Annotated in this window: 23 protein-coding genes; 4 read left to right on the top strand and 19 right to left on the bottom strand. The window is 65.3% G+C overall.

Annotated features, from left to right (window positions below):
* Positions 1-151: 151 nt before the first annotated feature.
* The 3 genes from AC630_RS11795 to AC630_RS11805 all read right to left on the bottom strand — a co-directional run bounded on the left by AC630_RS11795 (position 152) and on the right by AC630_RS11805 (position 1,586).
* Positions 152-742: an SCO family protein gene (locus AC630_RS11795; protein WP_074118707.1), complete on the bottom strand. Its 591-nt coding sequence runs from the start codon at positions 740-742 to the stop codon at positions 152-154.
* A 24-nt stretch (positions 743-766) separates the two neighbouring features.
* Entirely contained in the window at positions 767-961 is a 195-nt protein-coding gene (locus tag AC630_RS11800; RefSeq protein ID WP_074118740.1) for a hypothetical protein, read from the bottom strand.
* Positions 962-1,064: 103 nt separating this feature from the next.
* Positions 1,065-1,586, bottom strand: coding sequence for a hypothetical protein (locus tag AC630_RS11805; RefSeq protein ID WP_074118708.1), 522 nt, complete (start codon positions 1,584-1,586; stop codon positions 1,065-1,067).
* Between the two features lie 250 nt (positions 1,587-1,836).
* Here AC630_RS11805 and AC630_RS11810 point away from each other — a divergent pair, with 250 nt between their 5' ends.
* From AC630_RS11810 to AC630_RS11825, 4 genes are all read left to right on the top strand, one after another.
* Entirely contained in the window at positions 1,837-3,495 is a 1,659-nt protein-coding gene (locus AC630_RS11810) for an FAD-binding dehydrogenase (RefSeq protein WP_074118709.1), read from the top strand.
* Positions 3,496-3,498: 3 nt separating this feature from the next.
* A complete protein-coding gene (locus AC630_RS11815; RefSeq protein WP_143197977.1) occupies positions 3,499-4,416 on the top strand; it encodes a CE1 family esterase in 918 nt (305 codons plus the stop codon).
* A 96-nt stretch (positions 4,417-4,512) separates the two neighbouring features.
* Positions 4,513-4,863, top strand: a complete 351-nt coding sequence (locus AC630_RS11820; RefSeq protein WP_074118711.1) for a RidA family protein — start codon at positions 4,513-4,515, stop codon at positions 4,861-4,863.
* A gap of 153 nt (positions 4,864-5,016) precedes the next feature.
* Complete coding sequence (locus AC630_RS11825) at positions 5,017-5,382, top strand: nuclear transport factor 2 family protein (RefSeq protein ID WP_074118741.1); 366 nt, start codon at positions 5,017-5,019, stop codon at positions 5,380-5,382.
* Between the two features lie 138 nt (positions 5,383-5,520).
* On the opposite strand, the gene AC630_RS11830 is transcribed toward AC630_RS11825, so the two are convergent.
* From AC630_RS11830 to AC630_RS11905, 16 genes are all read right to left on the bottom strand, one after another.
* Positions 5,521-6,369 (bottom strand): amidohydrolase family protein, encoded by an 849-nt coding sequence (locus AC630_RS11830; protein ID WP_074118712.1) that lies wholly within the window; start codon positions 6,367-6,369, stop codon positions 5,521-5,523.
* A 3-nt stretch (positions 6,370-6,372) separates the two neighbouring features.
* Positions 6,373-7,350 carry an aldo/keto reductase gene (locus AC630_RS11835; RefSeq protein ID WP_074118713.1) on the bottom strand — a complete coding sequence of 326 codons (978 nt, stop codon included), beginning with the start codon at positions 7,348-7,350 and terminating at the stop codon, positions 6,373-6,375.
* 92 nt (positions 7,351-7,442) lie between these two features.
* Positions 7,443-8,375: a sugar-binding protein gene (locus AC630_RS11840; protein WP_074118742.1), complete on the bottom strand. Its 933-nt coding sequence runs from the start codon at positions 8,373-8,375 to the stop codon at positions 7,443-7,445.
* Positions 8,376-8,466: 91 nt separating this feature from the next.
* Complete coding sequence (locus AC630_RS11845; protein WP_074118714.1) at positions 8,467-9,549, bottom strand: ABC transporter permease; 1,083 nt, start codon at positions 9,547-9,549, stop codon at positions 8,467-8,469.
* A complete protein-coding gene (locus AC630_RS11850; protein ID WP_074118743.1) occupies positions 9,549-10,313 on the bottom strand; it encodes an ATP-binding cassette domain-containing protein in 765 nt (254 codons plus the stop codon). Before AC630_RS11850 ends, AC630_RS11845 begins: the two co-directional genes overlap by 1 nt.
* 12 nt (positions 10,314-10,325) lie before the next feature.
* Positions 10,326-11,648, bottom strand: coding sequence for a xylose isomerase (gene xylA / locus AC630_RS11855; protein WP_074118715.1), 1,323 nt, complete (start codon positions 11,646-11,648; stop codon positions 10,326-10,328).
* A complete protein-coding gene (xylB, locus tag AC630_RS11860; protein WP_074118716.1) occupies positions 11,649-13,103 on the bottom strand; it encodes a xylulokinase in 1,455 nt (484 codons plus the stop codon).
* A gap of 92 nt (positions 13,104-13,195) precedes the next feature.
* The gene (locus tag AC630_RS11865; protein WP_074118717.1) at positions 13,196-14,284 is read right to left on the bottom strand and encodes a LacI family DNA-binding transcriptional regulator; all 1,089 of its coding nucleotides are present in this window, start codon (positions 14,282-14,284) and stop codon (positions 13,196-13,198) included.
* Positions 14,285-14,386: 102 nt separating this feature from the next.
* On the bottom strand, positions 14,387-14,851 hold the full coding sequence (locus AC630_RS11870; RefSeq protein ID WP_074118744.1) for a GNAT family N-acetyltransferase: 465 nt from the start codon (positions 14,849-14,851) through the stop codon (positions 14,387-14,389).
* A 2-nt stretch (positions 14,852-14,853) separates the two neighbouring features.
* A complete protein-coding gene (locus AC630_RS11875) occupies positions 14,854-15,366 on the bottom strand; it encodes a GNAT family N-acetyltransferase (protein WP_074118718.1) in 513 nt (170 codons plus the stop codon).
* Entirely contained in the window at positions 15,366-15,947 is a 582-nt protein-coding gene (locus tag AC630_RS11880) for a helix-turn-helix domain-containing protein (RefSeq protein WP_074118719.1), read from the bottom strand. The genes AC630_RS11875 and AC630_RS11880 overlap by 1 nt, the downstream gene beginning before the upstream one ends.
* Before the next feature lie 159 nt (positions 15,948-16,106).
* Positions 16,107-16,925, bottom strand: coding sequence for a type VI secretion system-associated protein TagO (locus AC630_RS11885; RefSeq protein WP_074118720.1), 819 nt, complete (start codon positions 16,923-16,925; stop codon positions 16,107-16,109).
* Positions 16,922-17,986 carry a TAXI family TRAP transporter solute-binding subunit gene (locus AC630_RS11890; RefSeq protein WP_074118721.1) on the bottom strand — a complete coding sequence of 355 codons (1,065 nt, stop codon included), beginning with the start codon at positions 17,984-17,986 and terminating at the stop codon, positions 16,922-16,924. Before AC630_RS11890 ends, AC630_RS11885 begins: the two co-directional genes overlap by 4 nt.
* Positions 17,987-18,010: 24 nt before the next feature.
* Positions 18,011-18,544 carry a DsrE family protein gene (locus AC630_RS11895; RefSeq protein ID WP_143197983.1) on the bottom strand — a complete coding sequence of 178 codons (534 nt, stop codon included), beginning with the start codon at positions 18,542-18,544 and terminating at the stop codon, positions 18,011-18,013.
* A 503-nt stretch (positions 18,545-19,047) separates the two neighbouring features.
* The gene (locus tag AC630_RS11900; protein ID WP_074118723.1) at positions 19,048-19,452 is read right to left on the bottom strand and encodes a hypothetical protein; all 405 of its coding nucleotides are present in this window, start codon (positions 19,450-19,452) and stop codon (positions 19,048-19,050) included.
* Positions 19,453-19,468: 16 nt separating this feature from the next.
* Positions 19,469-19,666 (bottom strand): hypothetical protein, encoded by a 198-nt coding sequence (locus tag AC630_RS11905; RefSeq protein WP_074118724.1) that lies wholly within the window; start codon positions 19,664-19,666, stop codon positions 19,469-19,471.
* Between the last annotated feature and the right edge of the window lie 32 nt (positions 19,667-19,698).

The raw sequence follows: 19,698 nt of genomic DNA on the forward strand, positions 1-19,698 counted from the left end.
CATGCCCGGGCTTGTCCCGGGCATCCACGTCCTTTGCACTATGCGGCAAGACGTGGATGGCCGGGTCATAGGCGAGCGGAAGCGAGCCGTCCTTCGGACGGCTATGCCCGGCCATGACGGTGTGGAAGGCGGTGCGGCCCAGATAGGGCCGTCAGAGATACCGTTTCAGCTCGGCCGCGGCCTCTTCTGGCGTCCGCTTCAGGTTGAACGGCGAGACGAAGCGGCCGTCGCGGTCCATCAGATAGATCAGCGCGGTGTGGTCCATGGTGTAGTCGCCGTCCTTGGTCGGGACCTTCTTGGCATAGACCCGGTAGGACGTGATGACCTTGGCGGTCTCGGCGGGATCGCCGCTGAGGCCCTCGAGATGCGGGTCGAAGCTCGCCAGATAGTCCTTCATCGTCGCGGGCGTGTCGCGCTCCGGATCGACCGAGATGAAGATGGCATTGACCTTGTCGGCATCCTTGCCCATGGCGCGGAGCACTTCCGATATCTCGAACAGCGAGGTCGGGCAGACGTCGGGGCAATGGGTGTAGCCGAAGAAGATCAGGGTCGGTTTGCCCTTCAAATTCTTGTCGGTGACAGCCTTGCCGTGCTGGTCGGTGAGCTGGAACGGGCCGCCGATCGCGGCCGGCTGTGCCACCTTGCTGACCCCGCCCATGGCCCAGAACACGATCAGGAGGCCGACGACGAGGCTTGCGGCGAAGGCGGTCGCGATCACCAGCGGACGGGCAGTGGAGCTCATGAGCGAAAAACTTCCTGTCGCGGGTCAGAAGCAGGCGGCGAAGCCGGTCCTGATCACTTCGAAGAACACCTGGGTGCCATAGTGGAACCACAGCGCCAGCGCACCGATCACGACGAGACCGCCGACGCCCGCGCCAGCCAAGAGCAGCACGGACGGCGTCCGGCCGACAGTGGGCGAATTGTCCTGTAACGGATGTGCCGGGTGCAGTGGTTGAGCCATGACAACGATCGCGGTGAAGGCCTGGATTCCCTGCCCTTCAAATAGGCGTTGGCCCACGGGCGGGCAAGCGCCGGCGGGCAAACGTCACGTCGTACTGATGGGTTTAGTGAACCAGCTGGCCGCGGGCGGACTCCAGCTGTTCCGCCGGCGGGAGAGCCCGGCGCAAGGGCTTGCTGGTCGAAGCCTGCGCGTCCAGGTAGCAGGGCCTGTACATCGCCTGGAGCTGCTTGCCCCTTAGGAAGAGCATGTGCGGGGTGAGGCCGCCGCGCTGCGTGATCCAGCGCTTCACCCGCGACGGGTACATCGCATAGAGCATCTGGGTCGCTTCGGGATTGGTGACCGCGCGGCCGTTGCTGCTGAAATCCCAGGCGGCGTGGAAGCCAAGCGTCGCGTGCGCGGTCACACAGATGCGGTCATGCGGAATGGCGCCGAGGACGATGGTGCAGGCCGAAGCGCAGAGGCCGTCGATGATGACGGTATCACCCGATTGCCGCAGGTCCTGATATTTGTCGACGTAGGTTCCGATCCGACCGCCGCGGTCGTCCGCGATCCGGACCACCGCCTGAGAAGCCCCCATGCACGCGATCAGCAGAACCGTCGCAAGCATCCCAGTCAGAAACTTCATTGTCCCCCGCCCCAGTCGATTTCGAATCTGCGTGTCAGGTTCGTGATGCGTTGCTAGCGTCCGCTGTAACCATGGTTTTGTCTAGGCGCGCCGGCTCGCTCAAAACAAATTCAAATCCAGTGTTGCGTCGGCGCTGCACAAGGCCCGCTTCGGTCCCAAACTGGAACAAGTTAACGGACTCTTACGTGCCGCACCCTTGATCTCAGCTACAACCGCTGGCTTCAATCCGGACAACTACAGGGGGGAACTCATGACGGAGCAGGCGGACGTCATCGTCGTCGGTGCAGGACTATCGGGACTGGTGGCCGCGACCGAGATCGCGGACGCAGGCAAGCGCGTGATCGTGGTCGACCAGGAGGGCGAGCAGTCGCTCGGCGGCCAGGCGTTCTGGTCGTTCGGCGGATTGTTCCTCGTCGATTCGCCGGAGCAGCGCCGGCTCGGCATCAAGGATTCCTACGAGCTCGCGCTACAGGACTGGATCGGAACCGCCGGCTTCGACCGCGACGAGGATTTCTGGCCGCGCAAATGGGCCGAAGCCTATGTGGCGTTCGCTGCGGGCGAGAAGCGCGACTGGCTGCGCGCGATGGGCCACCGCATCTTCCCCGTGGTGGGCTGGGCGGAGCGCGGCGGCTATGATGCGATGGGTCACGGCAATTCGGTTCCGCGCTTCCACGTCACCTGGGGCACCGGCCCCGGCATCGTCGAGCCGTTCGAACGCCGGGCGCGCGAGGCCGTGAAGAGCGGCCGACTGACCTTCAGGTTCCGCCATCGCGTCGACGCGCTGTCCATCACCAACGGCACGGTGAATGGCGTCAGCGGCGCCGTTCTCGCGCCTGACAATGTCGAGCGCGGCAAGAGCTCCTCGCGCAATGTCGTCGGAGAGTTCTCGCTGAAGGCGCAGGCCGTGATCGTCGCCTCCGGCGGCATCGGCGGCAACCACGACCTTGTGCGGCAGAACTGGCCGCAGCGGCTCGGCGAGCCCCCGAAGTTCATGATCTCCGGCGTCCCCGAGCATGTCGACGGCCGCATGATCGGCATCACCGAGCGCGCCGGCGCGCGGCTGATCAACCGCGACCGCATGTGGCATTATGTCGAAGGCATCCAGAACTGGTCACCAATCTGGCCGCGCCACGGCATCCGCATCCTGCCCGGCCCCTCCTCGATGTGGTTCGACGCGTCAGGCACACGCTTGCCGGCGCCGCTATTCCCCGGCTCCGACACGCTCGGCCAGCTCAAATACATCATGTCCACCGGCTATGATTATTCCTGGTTCATCCTGACGCAGAGCATCATCAAGAAGGAATTTGCGCTGTCGGGCTCGGAGCAAAATCCCGATCTCACCGGCAAGAGCTGGCGCATGACCCTGCGCCGCGCCACCAACAAGGGCGCGCCGGCGCCCGTGGAGGCCTTCAAGAGCCATGGTGTCGACTTCATCGTGCGCGACAAGATCGAGGATCTCGTCGATGCCATGAACAAGCTTGTCGACAGCGATTTGCTCAAGCTCGAGCACATCAGGATGCAGATCGAGGCGCGCGACCGTGAGATCGCCAATCCCTACGTCAAGGATGCGCAGGTGATGAACATCCACAACGCACGACGCTACATCGGCGACAAGCTGATCCGCACCGCCTCCCCGCACAGGATCCTGGATCCCGCGCATGGACCGCTGATCGCGGTCAAGCTCAACATCCTCACCCGCAAGACGCTGGGCGGCTTCGAGACCGACCTCGACTCGCGGGTGTTCGGCCAAGAGGGCAACGTCATTCCCGGCCTCTATGCGGTCGGCGAAGCCGCCGGTTTCGGCGGCGGCGGCGTGCATGGCTATCGTTCGCTGGAAGGCACCTTCCTCGGCGGCTGCCTGTTCTCCGGCCGCAATGCAGGCCGCGCGGCGGCGAAAGCGGTAGGCTAGATCGTGCGACGGTGGATACATATCGGGGCGCTTCTTGCGGCAGTGGCCGCCGCCTCAGTCGCATCCGCCGATACGGTCGACGTCGGCGGCGTGAAGCGCTCCTACACCACGCAACTGCCGGCGAAAAAGCCGGCACCACTCGTGGTCGTGCTGCATGGCAAGACCCAGCGCGGCGCGGACATGGTCGCGCGGACGGCGTGGCCGCAGGTCGCGAAGCGTGAAGGTTTTGCCGTGGTCTTTCCCGACGGGCTCAACCACGCCTGGGCCGATGCGAGGACGAAGGCGGGGCCTGCGCTTCGTGGCCCGCCTGTGGGCACTGACGACGTCGCCTTCATCGCAAAGCTCGTCGAGAAGCTGGTGGCGAACGGGACGGCCGACCCGAAGCGCATCTATGTCGCCGGCATCTCCAATGGCGGCGCCATGGTGATGACGCTCATTTGCGCGCGTGCCGATCTGTTTGCGGCGGGCGCGAGCGTGGTCATGAATCTCACCGACGAAGCCGCGGTCACGTGCCATCCGTCACGGCCGCTGCCGATGCTGATCATGAACAGCACGGCCGACCCGCTTGTCCCTTACGAGGGCGGGCGCGGATCGAGCTATTTTGCCGCAGACGGGTTCTGGTCGACCAATGAGACGCTGGAATTCTGGCGTAAGCTCAATGGCTGCGAGATCGATGACGCCGACGTGACGGATTTACCTGACAGAGCGCCCGCGGACCAGTCCACGGTTACGCGGATCTCCTCGCACTGTCCCCGGGGGCACGACGTCGTGCTCTATCGCATCAATCACGGCGGACATCGCATGCCCGGCTTCTCTCCGGATGCCCGCTTCCCGAAGATCGCGACGAGGCTGTTGGGTCCGCAGAACGGCGACATCGACGGCGCCGAGACGATCTGGACGTTTTTCCGTCAGTTTCCGTGAACGACGCATGCATCGGCGGCAACGCATGCGTGCCGGGGGTGGCAGAGCACGGGGCGCTGCGCTAGACAGGGCCGCCATTCCACCAGGAGACTCCCAATGAGCATTCAGCGTTTCGAATCCGGCCCGCGCATGAGCCAGGTCGTCGTGCACGGCAACACCGTCTATCTCGCAGGTGTCGTCGCCAACAAGGCCGCCGGCGAAAGCGTGACGAAGCAGACCCAGGACATCCTGGCGACGATCGACAGCCATCTTGCCAAGGCCGGCACCGACAAGTCGAAGCTGCTCTCGGCCACGATCTACATCACCGACATGAAGACCTTTGGCGAGATGAACGCGGTGTGGGACGCCTGGGTCTCGCCCGGCAACACCCCGGCCCGCGCCACCGTCGAAGCCAAGCTGGCGGCGGCGCAATACACCGTCGAGATCATGGTGACCGCGGCGAAGTAATTTCGCGAGAATTTCGCATGCGACTGAAGCGCGATGACAACATCATCGCGCTTCAGTTTTTTGCGGGCCATGATCTCCGAGGTAATCGATCGGCGCGCGCAAACCTTCGATAGTCAGGGACAGCCCGACACGGCGCCATCGAAGGAGAGCAACATGACCGACCACGTCACCATCGCCCGCCGCTACATCGAGCTCTGGAACGAGCGCGCGGCTGGCCGCCGGCGCGAGCTGCTCAGCGAGAACTGGACGGCAGATGCGAGCTATGTCGATCCCCTGATGAAGGGCGACGGCCAGGACGGCATCGACGCGCTGATCGCAGGCGTGCAGCAGCGCTTTCCGGAATTCAAGTTCAAGCTGATCGGCGAGCCCAACGGCTACGGCGACCACATCCGCTTCTCCTGGGGCCTCGGCCCCGATGGTGTCGACAGCCCGATCAAGGGGACGGATTTCGCCGTGCTGAAGGACGGCCGGATCAGAAGCATCACGGGATTTCTGGATCAGGTGCCTGCGGGCGCGTGAAATACGCCTAGAATGCCCAAACTCGTCATGCCCGGGCTTGTCCCGGGCATCCACGTTCTTCGTACAGCTGGCGACTCGAGTTCGTGGATGGCCGGGACAAGCCCGGCCATGACGATGTGGAAACGTCGGTGTGTCACCTCAGCCAGCCGACAACCGATACGCGCGCTTGGCATTCACTCCGAACGCTTTCTCCCGCACACGCCCACCCAGCTTCGCCAAGCACGCTTCCAGCGCGTTCTTGATCTCGCCATAACTCCCCGCGAGCAGGCACACCGGCCAGTCGGAGCCGAAGATCAGGCGGTCCTCGCCAAAGCATTGCGCGGCGTGCTCGACGAACGGAAACAGCCGCTCCGCGCCCCAATCGTTCCAGACCGATTCCGTCGCGAGCCCCGAGATCTTGCACCAGACGTTGCCGCAAGCCGCGAGCGCGGCGATGCGGTCGGCCCATTCGGCGCTGCCGCCATCGGCGATCGGCGGCTTGGCAGCGTGGTCGAGGACGAAATGCGCTTGCGGAAAGGCCCGGGCGGTCGCGATCGCAGCGGGCAGCTCGCGAGTTCGGACGAGCAAATCATAGGCGAGATCGCGGGCGAACACCGCGGCCAGCCCACGCCGAACATCCTCGCGCAGCAACCAATCGGGATCGGGCTCGTCGTGGACCTGGTGGCGGATGCCAACCAGCTTGTCTCCGCCCGGCGAAGCGCGCAGCCGATCGAGCGTCTGACCCAGACCGCTATCGGTGAGATCGGCCCATCCGACCACGCCGACGACAAATGGATTCGCGGCGGCGACCTGCAGAAATTCCTCGGTCTCATCCAGCGCGGAGCGGCACTGCACCACGATGCTCGCGTCGACGCCGTTTGCTTTCAAGAGCGGCGCGAGATCGGCGGGGCCGAAGGCGCGGCGGATCGGTGTGAGCTCAGGCGCGTCCATCCAGGGATAGTCGGCGCGCGTGGGATCCCAAAAATGCTGATGGCCGTCGATGATCATGCCTTACGCTCCACCCGGCAGCGGTGCCCGCGCGTCGACGAGTTTTCGCGCGCGCAGCTCCTGCCAGAAGGCTTGCGGCACCGCCGTCTCCGACATCGCGATGTTGTCGGCGACCTCACCGGCATTGCGCGCGCCCATCACGGCGACCGTCACCGCCGGATGAACCATGCAGAACTGGAGCGCTGCGGCCTTCAGCTCGGTGCCGTGCTTGCGGCAGAGCCCGTCGAGCTCGAGCGCACGCGCGACGAGCGCCGCATCGGCATCCTGATAGTTGAACTTCGCGCCGGTATGCGGATTGGCCAAGATGCCGCTGTTGTAGATGCCGCCGAGCAGGATGCCAATGTTTTTCGACTGGCAGACCGGAAACAGCGCATCCAGCGCGCCCTGGTCGAGCAGCGTGTAGCGGCCGGCGAGCAAGAAGCAGTCGACCGGCACGGTTTCCGCAAAACGGACCAGCATTTCCGACTGGTTCATGCCGGCGCCGATCGCCTTGACCGTACCGTCGGCGCGCAGGCGCTCGAGCGCGCGGAAGGCGCCTGCGACGGCGGCGTCATAGTGGTCGTCCGGATCATGTACGAGCAGGACATCGACGCGGTCGAGCCCGAGCCGGCTCAAGCTCTCCTCAACTGAACGCAACACGCCTTCATAGGAGAAATCGAACACCGGCCGCTCGCGCTGCCCGCTCTTGTAATGGTCGTCCTCCGCGGCAGGCCCGCCGGGCACACGCAGCAGGCGGCCGACCTTGGTCGAGATGACGTAGGACTCGCGCGGTTGCTGCCGCAGGAATGCGCCCAGCCGCCGCTCGGCGAGGCCAAAGCCATAGAGCGGCGCAGTATCGAAGAAGCGGACGCCCAGCGACCAGGCGCGTTCGATCGTCGCTTCCGCATCGGCATCGCTGACGGGAGTGAACAATCCGCCGAGCGGAGCGGAACCGAGACCTATTGAAGTGACGTCGAGAGAGCCGAGCCGCGACCGTTTCATTCCCATATCCTTCCAACAGTCCAAATCATCTCTCCCGCTTGCGAAGGCCGCAAGCAGGAGAGGTACGCAGGAGCGCGGGGCCGGCAGCGCTCCTACTTCAACATCTGCGCAACGTTGTCCTTGGTCACGAGATCGAGGCCGGTATAGACGATCTCCGGCACCTTCTCGCCCTTCTTGATGGCGAGCAGCGTGTCCATCGCCTTCTCGCCCATCTCGAAGGGACGCTGGCCGACCAGCGCATTGGCATAGCCATCGCGCAGCAGCTCGAGCTGCATCTTCAGCGTATCGGCGACGACCAGCGTGAACTTGCCGGAATCGATATCCTTCTTGTTCCGGGAGGCGAACGCCTTGAAGCCTTCGGGAGCGAACATCGGCCAGCCGCCGACGGGAACGATCGCGGCGAGGTCGGGTGTTGCGGTACGCATATCCGTCATCTGCTGGACCGCCAGCGCCGGATCATCGTTGCAGAAGGTCGGAGAGCCCGCGACCTCGGTCCATTTCGAGCCCTTCAGCGCCTCGCGGACGCCGTCGACGCGCTCGGCGAGGTTCTTGGCGCCCGGACCGCCCGACACCATGGCGTATTTGCCGCCGTCTGGCCGCAGCTTCAGCAACTGCTTGCCGAGCGCGAGGCCGAACTCCTTGTTGTTGGTGCCGATATAGGCGATGCGTTTGGAGCCCGGCGCATCGGCATCGAAGGTGATGACCGGGATGCCGGCAGCGGTCGCCGCCTCGATCGACTTGGTCATGGCCGCGACGTCGGCGACCGAGATGGCGAGACCGTCGACCTTCTGGGTGACGAAGTCCTGGATGATCTGCGCCTGCGTTGCCGGCTCATGCTCCACCGGCCCCTTGTAGATGCACTCGATGTTGCCGAGCTCCTTGGCGCGCTTCTCGCAGCCGTCGCGCGCGAAGTCGAAGAACGGATTATTCATCGCCTTGGGCACAATCACGAAGCGGTAGTTCGCGGCAAACGCCGGCGTTGCCATCATCGCGACGGCGATGCCGGCAAGAAGAAGTTTCCTCATTGTCTCCTCCACCCTTCTCTGGTGCCCATCCTCTCAAGATCGCCCCGGGAAGCGGACAGGCATCTTCGTTGCCCTCCCGGAACGGCGCACTTCAGATCATCCGCGAGCGGACGCGGTCGACCAGCACGGCCAGGATGATGATCACGCCCACCAGCGTCTGCTGCCAGTAGGAGCTGACCTGCGCCAGCACGAGGCCGTTGCGGATCACCTCGAGCAGCACGCAGCCCACGATGGCGCCGAGCGGACCGCCGATGCCGCCGGCAAGGTTGGCACCGCCGATGACGGCCGCTGCGATCACGTTGAGCTCGTAGGACGTCGCCATGTTGGCCGGCGCCGATCCCAGCCAACCGGAGATGATGATGCCCTGGAGCCCGGCGGCGAGCGCGCAGATCACATAGACCTCGATCTTCACCCGCACGACCGGGATGCCGGTCAATTCGGCCGCCTTCTCGTTGCCGCCGAGCGCGAAGACATGGCGGCCGAACGAGGTGTGATGCAGGACCACGGCCATCGCCAGCGCGAGGACCACCAGATAAATGAAAGGCACGGGCAGGCCGAGCACGTCGCCCGAGGTGAGCGCGTAGAAATAGTCGGCGTCCGGTCCGCCCGGGAAACTACCGCGCCCATTGGAGACGACATAGCCCAGCCCGCGCACGATCGAGAGCATGCCGAGCGTGGTAACGAAGGGCGACAGGCCGAGCACGGCGATGCAGAAGCCATTGACGAGCCCGGCGATCAGCGCAACGCCGAGACCCGCGGCGACGGAAACCAGCAGGATCATGCCCGGCACATTGGCCAGCACGGTCTTGCCGTCGGCCGCCATGTGCACGAACAAAGAAGCGCCGTACGAGCCCGGCGTCGACAGCTCGGTCATGACCATCGAGGTGATCATGGCGGAGAAGCACATCATCGAACCCACCGAGAGATCGATGCCGCCGGTGATGATCACGAAGGTGACGCCGAGGGTGGCGATGGCGATGAAGGAGAAGTTCTTCGCCACGTTCTGCATATTGCCTTCGGTGAAGAAATAGGGACTGGCGAAATGCATGATCACCAGCAGCACGGCCAGCGCGATCAACACATAGCCGGTCTGGGAAGCGAAGATGCCGCGCTGCCACCACTTCGCCTTGCCGATATTGGTGAAGCTGATCGGGCTTTCCATGGGCATGGCCATCACGCAGCCTCCTTCGCGCCGGTGATGAGTGCGGTGACTTCCTCGGGGGATGTTTCGTGGATCGGCTTGTCGGCCCGCTTCTCGCCGCGACGCATGACGATCACCCGGTCGCAGACCGCGAAGACGTCGGGCATGCGGTGCGAGATCAGCATGACCGCGACTCCCTGCTCCTTCAACCGATGGATCAGGCCGAGCACCTGCTCGACCTGACGGACCGAGATCGCGGCCGTCGGCTCGTCCATCATCACGAGCCTCGCATTGGACAGGCGCGTCCGCGCGATCGCGACTGCCTGGCGCTGGCCGCCGGACATCTGCTTGACGAGATCGTCGGGGCGCGTCTCCGAGCGCAGCTCGCCGAACAGCTCCAGCGCGCGCGCCGCCATCGCCTTGTGGTCGAGCAGGGCAAGCGGGCCGAACCTGCGCTTCAGCTCGCGGCCGAGAAACACGTTGGCCGCCGCCGTCAAATTGTCGGCCAGCGCGAGGTCCTGGTAGACCACCTCGATGCCGACCGCACGGGCATCGACCGGACGACTGAACTGGACCGCGCTGCCGGCGAAGCGGATTTCGCCGTGGGTGGGACGGAAATTGCCGGCGATGATCTTGACCAGCGTCGACTTGCCCGCGCCGTTGTCGCCCATCAGGCCGACCACCTCGCCCGGCAACACCTGCATGTCGACGCCATGCAGCGCGCGGATTGCGCCGAACTCCTTGCCGATGCCGGTCAGTTGGAGCACCGGCTGTCGTGTTGCTTCGCTGCTTTCCATCATCGGCCTCGCTCAGACGTAGCGGTTGACCAGGGATTCCAGATATTCCTGCCGCCCCGACCGCGGCTGCGGGTCGAAGCCGGCACCGAGCGCACGGTCGGCGAGATCGGCGAGCGAACGCTGGCCACCGAGAATGGCTCGCCCCTCGGGGCCAGCCCATCCGCCGTAACGCGCGGCGAGCGGCGCGGTGAGGACACCGGCATCGATCATGTCGGCTGCGGCGAGGAACGCCCGCGCACACGCATCCATCGAGCCGACATGGGCGTGGATCAGATCGTCCGGGTCGATCGACTGGCGCCGGATCTTGGCGTCGAAGTTGAGCCCGCCCGAGGTAAAGCCGCCGCGGTTCAGGATTTCGTGGAACACCAGGGCGAGCTCCGGCACATTCATCGCGAACTGGTCGGTGTCCCAGCCGAGCAGGTCGTCGCCGCGGTTGATGTCGAGCGAGCCGAAGACGCCGAGCGCCTCGGCGAGTGCGACCTCGTGATGGAAGGAATGGCCGGCGAGGATCGCGTGGTTCTGCTCGATGTTGAGCTTGACGTCCTTCAGGAGATCGTAGCGCGCGAGGAAGCCGTAGCAGGTGGCGACGTCGAAGTCGTATTGATGCTTGGTCGGCTCCTTCGGCTTGGGCTCGATCAGGATCGGCCCCTTGAAGCCGATCTTGTGCTTGTGCTCGACGACCAGCGACACGAAGCGGCCGAGCTGGTCGAGCTCGCGCCTGAGATCGGTGTTGAGCAGCGTCTCGTAGCCCTCGCGCCCGCCCCAGAGCACGTAGTTCTGGCCGCCGAGCCGATGCGTCACCTCCAGCGCGGCGCGGACCTGGCCGGCGGCGTAGGTGAAGATCTCGGGGTCGGGATTGGTCGCGGCGCCCGCCATATAGCGGCGATTCGTGAACAGGTTGGCGGTCCCCCACAGCAGGCGGACTTTCGCCGAGGCCATCTTCGCTTCAAAGAGATCGGCGATCGCATTCAGGTTGGCGACGGACTCCGCGAGCGAGGCGCCTTCGGGCGCCGCATCGACGTCGTGGAAGGTGAAGAAGGGCACGTCCAGCAGGCGAAACAGCTCGAAGGCGACATCGGCCTTGGCCCGCGCCATCGCCATCGCGTCGCTGCCGTGGTGCCACGGCCTCAGGAAAGTCTCGCCGCCGAAGGGATCGCCGCCCGGCCAGCAGAACGAATGCCAGTAGCAGACCGCAAAGCGCAGATGATCCTCCAGCCTGCGGCCGTGCACGACCCGGTCCTTGTCGTACCAGCGGAAGGCGGGCGTGTGTCCTGCATCCTTGCCGGCAAAGGCGACAGGCGTGCTTGCATCGAAGAACTTGGTTGACGCGTTCACTTAAGCGGTCTCCTTCAATGCGGGATAAAGCTCGCGCCAACGCCGATGGGCCTCGTCATAGGCCGCGGCGATGGACGCACGGGGCGCGAAGCTCGCGAGTCGGCGCGGACGGGTGCAGACCTGCGCGGGATCTTCGCCTGTGGCGGCGAGCCGGCCGAGCCGCGCGGCACCGAGCGCCGCCCCGACCTCGCCTTCCTCGACGCGGTGCACGGGAATGCCGAGCACGTCGGCGCAGATCTGCGCCCAGAGCGGCGAGCGCGAGCCGCCGCCGACCAGATCGACCTCGGCGATCGACCCGCTCGCCGCACTCAGCGCCGCCAGATTGTCACGCGCGGCGAAGGCGCAGCCTTCGAGCACGGCCTGAACGATCTGCGCGCGCCCGGTGGCACCGCGCAGACCGACGAAGGCGCCGCTGGCAGCGGCATCATTGTGCGGCGTGCGCTCGCCATCGAGATAGGGCAGGAAGGACACGGGGCTCGGTCTATCGACCTGCTCGCCAAGCGGCGCCAGCAGCGCAGCCGCGGGCGTCTCCATGACGCCGGCGAGCCAGGCCAGCGAGGCCGCGGCTGACAGCATCACGCCCATCTGGTGCCAGAGGCCGGGCAGCGCGTGGCAGAAGGCATGCACGGCCGAAGCCGGCGCCGGCGCGAACCGATCCGTGACGCGAAACATCACACCGGATGTGCCGAGTGACAGGAACGCATCGCCAGGTGCGATTGCGCCGAGCCCGATCGCACTCGCCGCGCAATCGCCGGCGCCGCCGGCGACCACGACGTCCTTCGCCATACCCCAGCGCCACGAATATTCCGGCGCAAGCAGCGCGCTCACCTCGCTGCCCTCGACGAGACGCGGCATGTGATGGAGATCGAGCCCCGTGGCCTGCAGCAGCGTCGCGGACCAGCAGCGCTGACCGACATCGAGCCACAGCGTGCCAGCCGCATCGGACATGTCCTCGGCCATCTCGCCGGTCAGGCGATAGCGCACATACGCCTTCGGCAGCAGCACCTTTGTCACGCGCGCGAAAATGCCGGGCTCGTGCCGTGCGACCCAGAGCAACTTTGGCGCGGTGAAGCCGGGCATCGCGAGATTGCCGGCGAGCGCGTGCAGGGAGGGACAGCGCTGCTCCAGCTCGACGCATTCGGCCTGCGAGCGTCCATCGTTCCAGAGGATGGCGGGACGCAGCGGGCGGCCGTCCCCGCCGAGCAGGGTTGCGCCGTGCATCTGGCCGGATAGCCCGATGCCGCGCACTTGCGCGACCTCGCGCGGATGGCGGGCGGCAAGATCGTCGACCGCGCCGGTCGCGGCGTCGACCCAGGCGTCGGGATCCTGCTCGGACCACAGCGGCGCGGGATGCGACAGCGCAAGCTCGCGCGCCGCCGTCGCGACGACCGCGCCGGCTTCGCTCACGAGCACCGCCTTCACACCGGACGTGCCGATGTCCATTCCGAGATACACGGCATCCTCCCCTTCGCCCGTCGCGATGTGCGAGCTTGCGTCGCCTTCCTCGCCTGGGGCCTTCCAGAAATCCTGCCGTTCGGCCTTGCGGCCTATGGCAGATTGTCTCGCATCACGATGTCGATCCTGATCTTCTCCTGTTCGCGCAGGATCGGTTCGCCGCGCGCGAGCGCGAGCAGCACGCGCACGGCGGCGCGCGCCTCGTGTCCCGGATTCTGCGAGATCGCGGCATCCATCACGCCCTGCAACAGCAGCCGGCGCGTCAGCGCGGTGACGTCGTGTCCGACGAACACCACTCGCTTCTCGCGTCCGGCATCGCTCGAAACCTTATCGGTTAACGCCTTGTCGGTTAACGCCTTGTCGGTTAACGCCTTGCCGACGCCTTGCGTGCCGGCGCCGACGTTATAAAGGCCGACAATGTCAGCATGCCTGCCGAACAGCCGCGCCAGGAGCTGCTCCGAACGGTTGTCCTCGTCGCGCCCCTCCAGCACCGGCAGCACGCCAAGATCAGGGAATTCCGACGCCATCACCTGGTTGAATCCGAAGATGCGTTCAGCATGGTCGCGCAGGGCCTGTGATCCCGCGACGATCGCGACCTTGCCGGATCGCTGGCCAATCAGCCGCCCGACCAGCGCGCCGGCGGTGCGCCCCGCGGCGATGTTGTCGATGCCGACATAATGGTGGCGGCGCGACGACGGCACGTCCGAGACCAGAGTGACCACCTTGGTGCCGGCTTCGACGAGGTCGTTGATGGCAGCGCGGACGCTCGGATGGTCGAGCGCCACCACAGCGACGCCGTCGTAATCGCCCGACAGCGACTCCAGCGAAGCCGCGAGCACGGAGGGATCGAACACATCCGTGGCGACGATCTCGACGCTGAGGCGGCGGGCCGAGAGCCAGCCCGACATCTCGCCGAGATAGGCCTCGATCTGCTGCATGAACGGGTTGGGCCCCGAGGGCATCACGAAGGCGAAACGGCGGGCGCGGCCGCGGGCGAGTTCGGCGGCAGCGACATGCGGCTGGAACGCGTTGCGCGCGATCGCCTCCTTCACGCGCCGGACCGTGTCCGGCCGCACGCCCGGGCGGTTGTGCAGAACGCGGTCCACCGTCGCGAGGCTTACACCTGCTTCGCGGGCAATGTCCTTCAGCGTCAGCGCGGTGGTGGATGCGTCCTCGGCCATGGTTGGAGGCTAGCAGAGCCGTTTTGAGGTACGCAACTCATTTTGAGGGGCGCGACGGAATTTTCGAGTCCCGGTTGCACCGGGCGTCGCCGCCCGGCGGGTTCAACTACCGCTTAGGTCGAGCGTCAGGAACAGGCTGTTGGGATCTTCGACATAGCCTTCGAACGGGCCGCAGAGCACGAAACCATGCGCCTGGTAGAGCGCGACCGCGGGCCTGAAATAGTCCCACGAGCCGGTCTCGAGGCTGAGTCGCGCCATACCGCGTGCGCGGCCAGCGGCGATGATGTGGCTGAGCATCTGGCTGCCGAAGCCGCGCCGCCGCGTGGTTTGCAGCGTGTGCATCGACTTCACCTCGCAATGATCAGGCGAAAGCGTCTTCAGCGCACCGGTGGCAACCAGCGTGTCGCCGTTCCAGCCGGTCCAGAACGCGATATCGGGTGCGCGCAGCCCGGACAGATCGAGCGCATGCGCGCTGCCCGGCGCAGTTTGTGCCCGAGCGGCGGTGACGTGATGATCGAGCAGCGCAATGACGCGCGGATCAAAAGTGTCGCCGATGCGGATCTGCATCGTCACGGTCTCACGCCACTTGCGAGCCGCTTCTGCATGAAAACGAGATCGAGCCAGCGGCCGAACTTACAGCCGACCTCCGGCATGCGGCCGACCTCGACGAATCCGAGCGAGGCATGCAAGTTGATCGAGGCGGCGTTGGCGGCCTCGATCCCCGCGATCATGACATGCTTGTCCAGCGCTGTGGCGCGCTCGATCAGCGCGGCCAACAGGCTGCGGCCAATGCCGAGCCGATGATGCCGCTCGTCGACATAGACCGAATTCTCCACCGTGTGGCGATAGCCGGGGAAGGGGCGGAAATCGCCGAAGGATGCGAAGCCGACGACATCCTTGCCCTTCATCGCGACCAGCACGGGATAGCCGGCCTCCTGCCGCGTGCGGATCCACTCGCGCCGCGAAGAGAGGTCGGCCGGACCGTCGGTCCAGACCGCCGTGGTGTTGATGGCGGCGAAATTATAGATGGCGAGGACATCTGCAGCATCCTCCAGCGTTGCGTCCCGCACGATCAGTGACATCACATTTTCCCGTAAGAGGTGCCGCGCCGCGTGATGATGACGTAGCGCGCGTCCTGTTTGGTTTCGTTCTCGAAGATGACCGCACGCATCACGTCGAAATCCAGGCAGTCGCCCTCGCGCAGGCGCACTGCCTTGGCGTCGATGTGCACGGCGATCGCGCCTTCCAGCATCAGGAGCTGCTGGGTGAAGGCGTTGCGGCCCCAGGGGCTGTACGGCACCCGCGCGCCGGCCGGCAGGTCGACGACGATGATCTCGATGCCGCTCGCAGCACCCGTCGGTGAGGCATGACGCCTGCGATAGCCGCTCTCGGGATCACGCCAGTGCGGCTGGTCGGCCAGCCGCACCAGCCGCTCCGGCGGCTTTTCGGCGAGCGCGACCACATCGCTCAGCGACACGTCGAGCGCGGCGCAAAGCTTGCCGAGCAGCGCAGCAGTCGCACTGCTCTGCGCCCGCTCCACCCGCCCGATCATGGCCCGGCTGACACCGGACCGTGCAGCGAGTTCATTCAGCGTCATGCCGGCCTGCGTCCTCAGGGTCTTCAAGCGGCGACCGATCGCGCGATCGAGTTTTTGCTGGTCCATTCTTGTTGGTCCTGACCTTCATCCAAGCATCGCCCGGCGCAAGGACCGCAGCCGCCGGGCAGGAGGAGCTTAGGCCGATGGCGCGGTGATTGCCGGGAGCGAGGGGCGAATATATTAGAATCTTGGCGCGACGCGCGAGGGCTGCAAAGCCCGATGGCGTCACCGCCCTCTCGATTCGACCGTCGCATTCGGCCAGCGGCAGGCATTTGCAAGCCTGGCGCGGACGGTATCAATGCCGGCCAGGTTGAAGATCGCGCTGCTGATGCGTCCTGCATCGTCCGTCACGGAAATCGAAGTCCTTCCCCCGCCGAGCCCGCGCACCAGATCGACCGGATCGCCCGGCATGGAGGCGCTGCGACCGTCGACCGCCAATCGCCAGCGCATCGGCCTTGCCGCCGGTTGATCGGGGGAGATCACGACCTCGACGTCTCCACCGCGCAAGGCGCGCCAGACGCCGTTGGCACCGAGGGACATCTCGGTCCGCATGTTCCGGCAACGCAGCACCAGCGTCTCCGGCGCGTCGGCCGCGACCGGGGGAAGCGCGTACAACTTGGCCACGAAAAGCGGAGAGAAGTCCCTCGGAGACGTGGTTTCGCTGACCAGCCAACCTTTGCCGGCTGGAAGTGCCGCGGTGGTGTCGTCCGTATTGGGCTGGGCCGCCACTGGCGGCGGTTCGGGCGCCGGTGGCTCCGGCGGCGTGCGGCCGCGTGGTTTGGTGGGCGTATCGCCGGGCTGTCTGGTCTCTTCTTTGCTTTTGTTGCCGAACAAGCTATCGAGGCACTGCGTCTCCGCGCTGTGCGCCTTCAACCTGCATGCGAGACGAGCCGCGGTGTCGCTACCGGCCTGATCGCAGGCCGCTTCGGCTGCACGCGTTCGGGCAACGCATTCGTCCAGCCCCTTCAGCGTGCTGGAAGCGGGTTGACCATGGGCTTCCGCGATCTCGAGGCTGGCGAACAGGATGGCGGCGAGCCACCTCATGGACGTCCTGTCCGATTGGCCATGTGGGGATCCTGCCAATTCTGGGCCGCCTTCAGGCGCTGCAGTCCCGGAACACTGGCAGACGGATTGGCATCCTTCCACTTCGGATCGAAGCCTGGCGTACGCAGCTGGTCGAGCTTGCCGAACAGCTCGTTCACGAAGGCCGTGACACGGTCATAACGCGGCGAGCCGGGATTCCAGTTATAGGCGACCAGGACCGTCGGCACCGCGATCGTCTCGACAGTTTGTCCCGCCGGCACCAGCGCAGGATAGTCGGCCGATGTGAGCGAAGCCGACACGTAATAGTCGGACAGCCCGGGACCAAACGGCACCGGCAGGAACTTGAAGCCCTCGTCCCATTTGCGCTTGACGAACGCGTCCACCGGCTTCGACGTCACGAAGACCACGGCTGCCATCTCGCCCTTGCGCATCTGCTCCAGTGCGACCGGGTGAGGCACGAAAGTCTTCTCCACCTCGATGCCGAGGCGGCTGAAAATCAGTGGACCCGAATACGCGGCGGCAGTGCCCTGCGTGTTGAAGTTCACCTTCTTGCCCGCGAGGTCGGCGAGCGAGTTGATCTCAGGACGCACGAAGACGTGCAGCTCGGACGGGAACAGGTTCATCACCTGGACGATACGGTTTACGATCTCGGGCACCTGGGCGCGGTACTCATCGAGCGAATCGCTGTTGATGATCGCGAGGTCGATCCCCTTGAGATAGAGCAGATCATTGACGTTCTCGGTCGGCCCGCGCGTCACGATGGGAAGCACGTGCACCTTTCCGCCGTCGTTGACGACGCGCGAGATTTCGGTGGCGAAGCGGAGCGGCGCGCCTTCCAGCAGTCCCGCGGCGAGACCGACCGAACCCGCGTTGATGCGATCCCGCACCTCCGCTTCTGCGCTCTGTGGCTGAAGGGTGCGCGTGGCGTGGCTGCCGCGCGTCGGCGCAGGTGCGGTCCGCTCGGCGTGCCGTTTTTCACCGCCGGTCCTGTTGGCATGTTCCGCGGAAGCGGGCAGCACGAGCAGCGACAGGGCCAGTATGAACAGCAGCTTGCGCATCATCGCAGCCTCCCCTCGTTCGCCTGCCTACGGCCGGACGTAGCTCCAGCCCTTCTCCTGCAGCTCCATCATATGCACGACGCCCGAGGGAACCATGGACGCTTCCGGCAGCAACTCGAGCGGCTTGCCTTCCTTCTTTTCCATCCCTTCCCTGGTGACGCCGCATGCGGCGAAGCGAACCTTGTTCGGGAAGGCGAGGTCCGCCATCGCGTGAATGCGATCTGCGACCGGCGTCGTATCCTTGCGCAGCATATTCAGCCCCGGACCGAATGCCACGATCTCGACATCGGCCTCTTCGCCCTTCTTGCGGTAGTAATCTAGCACATTGGTGGCGTTGTTGAGCGCGAGATTCATCACGGCCGGGTCGTTCTGGTTGACCTGGATCACCAGCCGATGGTGCGCCGGCTTGGCCGGGCGGGCGGCGGCGTGCTTCTTCGGGATCATGGCGTGTGCCGAGATCGCAGAGCCCGGCTGTTGCTGCATCGAGGTCATAGCACACGCCGAGCTGAGTGCGAATGTGGCAAGCATGGCTGCGACGATATGGATTCGTGCATCAGGCATGGATCATCTCCCGTCTGCGTTTTGCGCTCCACATGCGGTGCAACGCGCCTTACCTCGATCCGAGGCGTTGACCTGACGCGTTGACGTTACGCAAGAATTTGCGTGGGCGGCGCTTAGGACCACAAAAACATGAACTCCGTGCCTGTCCCTCGACAGCCAGCAGTTCGTGCTAAGCGCAATGGATTAAGCACAAAGTACGGCAGCTCTACGTACTGTTGCGCCAGAGTGGATCGTCAAAGGGAGACCTCAAGCCCAGGACCGCGTTTCGGCTGGATCGATCACGGCGTCGATCTCCATTAATGCCGCCATGTTCACGGCCTTTCCGACATCGTAAAGATGGCTGGTCTTGCTCTCGAAGAACTGCTGCTGTTCCTCCGGATCGGAGATCGCTTCCAGCTCTCATTGCAGCGCTGATCGGGATTTGCTGCTGTTCTGCTCTCGCTCATGGCAATCATGTGCTACGGCCGCGATTTCGGAGCCTTCTGAGCAGATCGCTGCCGGGTTCAAGAGGCGTTAGCCCGTGCAAGTTCACGAGCCTCACGGCGCCGCTCGCGGCTCTCCCTCCGCCGCTTAGCCCGCTCGACGGTCAAGCGCCGCGGGGGCACAGATACAGTCACCCTTTCGGTGGGAGCCCCAGCGAGCAGTTCATCGGCTCCCGGGCGTGCCTCCATGAGTTCCAACACTGTCCGCCCCTTCTCGGTGATCTTCCAACCGCCGCTTTCGCGCGTGACGAGGCCTTGCGAGAAGATGTCCAGGTTCGGAACGCGCGAGGCGAGCCGTTTGGTCCGGTCGGCCCAGTCCCGGCCGCTGGTCGCCAGGAACGCCATGTCCCGCTTGAGGTCGGCCATCACGGCGAAGCCCTGCGGGTAGCTGACCAAGATTTTCAGGACCGTAACCTGGAAATTCACGGCGCCCCTCGTCCGGTTAACACCACATGGACGCTTGCAAGAGGGCTTTGCGTCCAACTTCCCTCAATGCTTCGGGCGAGACATTGCCCTTGGTCGCGGCTTCCAAAATCTTCGAGGCGACGTGCGTACGCACTCCGGTTTCGCGCCGCGAAACGCTCTCGCAGACTTCATCGAGGACCGCGCGCAACAGCGAAGTGGTGGCCGTGTCGAACATGGGATGCCCCCTTAACGGGAAAGCTCCACTCT

The organism is Bradyrhizobium sp. AS23.2 (assembly GCF_001908185.1).
Taxonomy (GTDB): Bacteria; Pseudomonadota; Alphaproteobacteria; order Rhizobiales; family Xanthobacteraceae; genus Bradyrhizobium.

Excerpts from the sequence above, each read along its gene's own strand:
- AC630_RS11840 (WP_074118742.1), bottom strand. The coding sequence starts at position 8,375 with ATGAGGAAACTTCTTCTTGCCGGCATCGCCGTCGCGATGATGGCAACG.
- AC630_RS11835 (WP_074118713.1), bottom strand. The coding sequence starts at position 7,350 with ATGAAACGGTCGCGGCTCGGCTCTCTCGACGTCACTTCAATAGGTCTC.
- AC630_RS11810 (WP_074118709.1), top strand. The coding sequence starts at position 1,837 with ATGACGGAGCAGGCGGACGTCATCGTCGTCGGTGCAGGACTATCGGGA.
- AC630_RS11880 (WP_074118719.1), bottom strand. The coding sequence starts at position 15,947 with ATGGACCAGCAAAAACTCGATCGCGCGATCGGTCGCCGCTTGAAGACC.
- AC630_RS11845 (WP_074118714.1), bottom strand. The coding sequence starts at position 9,549 with ATGGCCATGCCCATGGAAAGCCCGATCAGCTTCACCAATATCGGCAAG.
- AC630_RS11820 (WP_074118711.1), top strand. The coding sequence starts at position 4,513 with ATGAGCATTCAGCGTTTCGAATCCGGCCCGCGCATGAGCCAGGTCGTC.
- AC630_RS11890 (WP_074118721.1), bottom strand. The coding sequence starts at position 17,986 with ATGATGCGCAAGCTGCTGTTCATACTGGCCCTGTCGCTGCTCGTGCTG.
- AC630_RS11875 (WP_074118718.1), bottom strand. The coding sequence starts at position 15,366 with ATGTCACTGATCGTGCGGGACGCAACGCTGGAGGATGCTGCAGATGTC.
- AC630_RS11865 (WP_074118717.1), bottom strand. The coding sequence starts at position 14,284 with ATGGCCGAGGACGCATCCACCACCGCGCTGACGCTGAAGGACATTGCC.
- AC630_RS11830 (WP_074118712.1), bottom strand. The coding sequence starts at position 6,369 with ATGATCATCGACGGCCATCAGCATTTTTGGGATCCCACGCGCGCCGAC.
- AC630_RS11850 (WP_074118743.1), bottom strand. The coding sequence starts at position 10,313 with ATGGAAAGCAGCGAAGCAACACGACAGCCGGTGCTCCAACTGACCGGC.
- AC630_RS11885 (WP_074118720.1), bottom strand. The coding sequence starts at position 16,925 with ATGAGGTGGCTCGCCGCCATCCTGTTCGCCAGCCTCGAGATCGCGGAA.
- AC630_RS11800 (WP_074118740.1), bottom strand. The coding sequence starts at position 961 with ATGGCTCAACCACTGCACCCGGCACATCCGTTACAGGACAATTCGCCC.
- AC630_RS11895 (WP_143197983.1), bottom strand. The coding sequence starts at position 18,544 with ATGCCTGATGCACGAATCCATATCGTCGCAGCCATGCTTGCCACATTC.
- AC630_RS11795 (WP_074118707.1), bottom strand. The coding sequence starts at position 742 with ATGAGCTCCACTGCCCGTCCGCTGGTGATCGCGACCGCCTTCGCCGCA.
- AC630_RS11805 (WP_074118708.1), bottom strand. The coding sequence starts at position 1,586 with ATGAAGTTTCTGACTGGGATGCTTGCGACGGTTCTGCTGATCGCGTGC.
- AC630_RS11905 (WP_074118724.1), bottom strand. The coding sequence starts at position 19,666 with ATGTTCGACACGGCCACCACTTCGCTGTTGCGCGCGGTCCTCGATGAA.
- AC630_RS11825 (WP_074118741.1), top strand. The coding sequence starts at position 5,017 with ATGACCGACCACGTCACCATCGCCCGCCGCTACATCGAGCTCTGGAAC.
- AC630_RS11870 (WP_074118744.1), bottom strand. The coding sequence starts at position 14,851 with ATGCAGATCCGCATCGGCGACACTTTTGATCCGCGCGTCATTGCGCTG.